We start from the raw sequence: 3,444 nt of genomic DNA, 5'->3' as shown, positions 1-3,444 counted from the left end.
GAGCTGTAAAGGTATGGCTTTAATTCTTCGATACTGCAGGGAATGCCATCTACTATAGCACTATAGGAGGTTGCGCCTGCAAGTTCCATTATCATAAAGAGCATTATGTCAGGTTCTACAAATACAACGCCTGACTGTTCTAAAAGCTTTTTGTATATTCCTCCAACATCAATCTCTTCAGCAAAAGAAGAGTTTGGATCTAGAACTCTTCTGAATATTCCCCATGTAAGGTCCTTGTGAAGAAAAGTAAGAAGGGCTTTGTTATCGGACAATTGAACGATTATATTATCGACTATGAATATGATCTTGTCCTGAATATTATCGATATTGGCTTTTTGAAGAGCTTCATAAGCAGAGCCAAAAAGCTGGGCAGACTTGTGGATCACAAGTTTATTTCTTATATCATATTTATCTTTAAAGTAAAGATAAAATGTCCCCTTGGCTACTCCTGCTTTTTCGATTATATCGGATATGGATGTCTTCTCAAGCCCTTTGGTCATAAAGAAATCAAAGGAAGCATTTAAAAGAGAATCCCGTTTCTTTTGCTTGTTGCTGTCTATTTTACTCATTTTATCCTCTGTGAAAATTCTAAAAAGAAGTGCTTTGTTTTGGCACAATCATATTGTAACCCTACTATCATAATAACATATCAATTGTATTGGTGTTACCCATAAAGAATCAGAAAGAAAATTATTAGATTAAGCTGAATCTGATAAGACCATTTTCATACCTCCATAAAAATCTTGAATCAATAATTGGACAGATTAATGTATCTGTTACCCTAGAATCTAAGTAAATCCACCAATTTCTAAATAAAAAATAAAAATAACAAAAAAGTAATTGACCATTGGTCATTTTAGGAGTATACCATAATATGTAGAAAATGACCAGTGGTCATAAAACGTGGAGGAATTATGAAAACGATATCAAAAGGAATTGTAAAGCTGCGTTTTGTAATACTCGCAGTAGCTGTATTTCTGTTGATCCCGTCTGCTATGGGATACATCGGAACCAGGGTCAACTATGATATTTTGTCCTATCTTCCAAAAGAAATTGAGACAATGCAGGGACAAGATATTCTTGAGAACGAATTCGGAACAGGAGCCTATTCTCTTTTTATAGTAGAGGGTATGGAAGAGAAGGATGTTTCCGAACTTAAGAGCAGGATCGAGCAAATTGATCATGTCAAGAAAGTATTATGGTATGACAGTTTTATGGATCTGTCAGTTCCAATGGATATGCTTCCTGATAATGTATATGAAGCGTTCAATTCAGATGATGCGACAATGATGTTCATCATATTTGATGAGACAACATCCAGTGATGGAACAATGGATGCCATAAGACAGATAAGAAAGGTTGCCAATGAAAAGTGCTTCCTTGCAGGTATGAGCGGAATTGTTACAGATACTAAGGACCTTGCAGAAAAAGAGACACCTATTTATGTAATGATAGCTGTAATCCTTGCTGTTATCGTACTTTCACTTACAATGGATTCCTATCTTATTCCTATATTTTTCTTATTATCAATAGGAATGGCAATTGTTTATAACCTGGGTTCCAATATAGTGTTTGGCGAGATATCTTTTATCACAAAGTCACTTGCAGCAGTACTTCAGCTGGGCGTAACACTGGATTATTCAATATTTTTGTGGCACTCATATCAGGAGGAACTTGATAAGGGACTTGAAAAGAAGACTGCTATGGCACATGCTATCGAAGCAACCTTCCAGTCTGTTATCGGAAGTTCAATCACAACTATAGCCGGCTTTATAGCACTTTGCTTTATGAGCTTTACTATAGGCCTTGACCTTGGTGTCGTAATGGCTAAGGGTGTTATCTTTGGTGTTATCTGTTGTATAACAGTTCTTCCTTCATTGATACTTGTATTCGATAACCTTATAGAGAAGTCCAAGCATAAGCCTCTTCTTCCTGAGATGGAGAAGATTCCTAACTGGATCTCAGATCATTACAAGATCTTTGCAGTAATATTCCTTGTACTTCTTCCTTTTGCAGTATATGGAAATGGTCATACAAAAGTTTATTATGACCTTGCAAAGACACTTCCTGATTCACTTCCAAGTACTCAGGCAGCCAAAGAGCTTGATGAGAATTTTGATACAAGCACAACCTATATGCTCCTTGTTGATGCTGATATGTCTTCAAATGATATTACACAGATGAACGAAGAAATATCAAAGGTTGACGGCGTTGATGCTGCAATAGGCCTTGACTCTGCTATAGGCGGAATGATCCCTATGGATATGGTTCCTGATGATCTTAAATCTGAGATACAGAGTGATGATTACAAACTGATAATCATAACAAGTGAATACAATACAGCATCAGATGAAGTAAATGCTCAGATTGACGCAGTTAATAAAATAGTTAAATCCTATGATGCAAATGCAATGGTTGTAGGAGAAGCACCTTGTACTAAGGATCTTATTACTATTACAAATCATGACTTTACAGTAGTTAACTGGGTTTCAATTGGCGCTGTATTTGCGATCATACTGTTTGTACTTAAGTCATTCTCACTTCCATTCATACTAGTAGCAGTTATCGAATTTGCTATTTTCATAAATATGGGAATTCCTTACTACACAGGATCGGTACTTCCATTTATAGCATCAGTTGTAATAGGAACAATACAGCTTGGTTCAACAGTAGATTATGCGATCCTTATGACAACAAGATTCTGCCGTGAAAGAAATAATGGAAAGAGCAAGAAGGAAGCAACTCATATAGCCCTTTCTACAAGCATGAAGTCAATAATTGTAAGTGCGCTTAGCTTCTTCTCTGCAACCTTTGGAGTTGGTCTTATATCTTCAATTGATATGATCGGTTCACTATGTATGCTGATGGCAAGAGGCGCGATCATAAGTATGTGCGTAGTTATACTTGTACTTCCTGCAATGTATATGATCTTTGATCCTATCATCGTACGCACAAGCTTTGGATTTAAGGATGCAAGGATGGCTGACAAGAAGAGACATAAGGCTAAGGCCGGAAGCGAGAGCATAGTTGCCTAAAGCTTAGTAGACTATAAATTTAGAACTTTAAGTTATTTGTATAAAAAATATAGTTATGATAATAAGCTTAGTAAATATGCTGTTAAATAATAAAACAAATAAAAGCGTAAATAAAAGCAAATAAAAGAGGATTAGCTAGGAGGATGAATTTATGATAAAGAAATATCTGGTGCGTACAAGGGCACTTATGGTTGCAACAATTCTTGCATTTACAACAATGGCATGCGGAGTTGTAAGTTCTGAAAAGGTAGCTTCAAATGGAGCAGCTCAGGAAGCTCAAAAGGTAGCAGAAGAAGAGACAACACTTGAAAATACAATGGATTCCAGTGCATTTGGTGCAAGCACTGCTTCTGACAAGGAAGAAACAGTATATATAATGACAGATGCAAATGGTACTGCAAATGAAGTT

At 36.2% G+C, this 3,444-nt stretch carries 3 protein-coding genes; 2 read left to right on the top strand and 1 reads right to left on the bottom strand.

All coding sequences use genetic code 11. The annotated features are described in order from the left end of the window. A partial coding sequence (locus K6G87_RS19255; RefSeq protein ID WP_296840931.1) for a TetR/AcrR family transcriptional regulator occupies nt 1–569 on the bottom strand: 569 nt, incomplete at its 3' end. Nucleotides 570–914: 345 nt separating this feature from the next. Between K6G87_RS19255 and K6G87_RS19250 the strand changes: the two genes are divergently transcribed. After that, nucleotides 915–3,035: an efflux RND transporter permease subunit gene (locus K6G87_RS19250; RefSeq protein WP_296840928.1), complete on the top strand. Its 2,121-nt coding sequence runs from the start codon at nt 915–917 to the stop codon at nt 3,033–3,035. 151 nt (nt 3,036–3,186) lie between these two features. Beyond that, nucleotides 3,187–3,444: hypothetical protein (locus K6G87_RS19245; protein WP_296840925.1), on the top strand; the 258-nt coding region annotated here is incomplete at its 3' end.

Source organism: Butyrivibrio sp. (assembly GCF_024699075.1).
The sequence above is the reverse complement of the archived record's forward strand: the minus strand, read 5'-3'. Positions and strand labels throughout refer to the sequence as shown.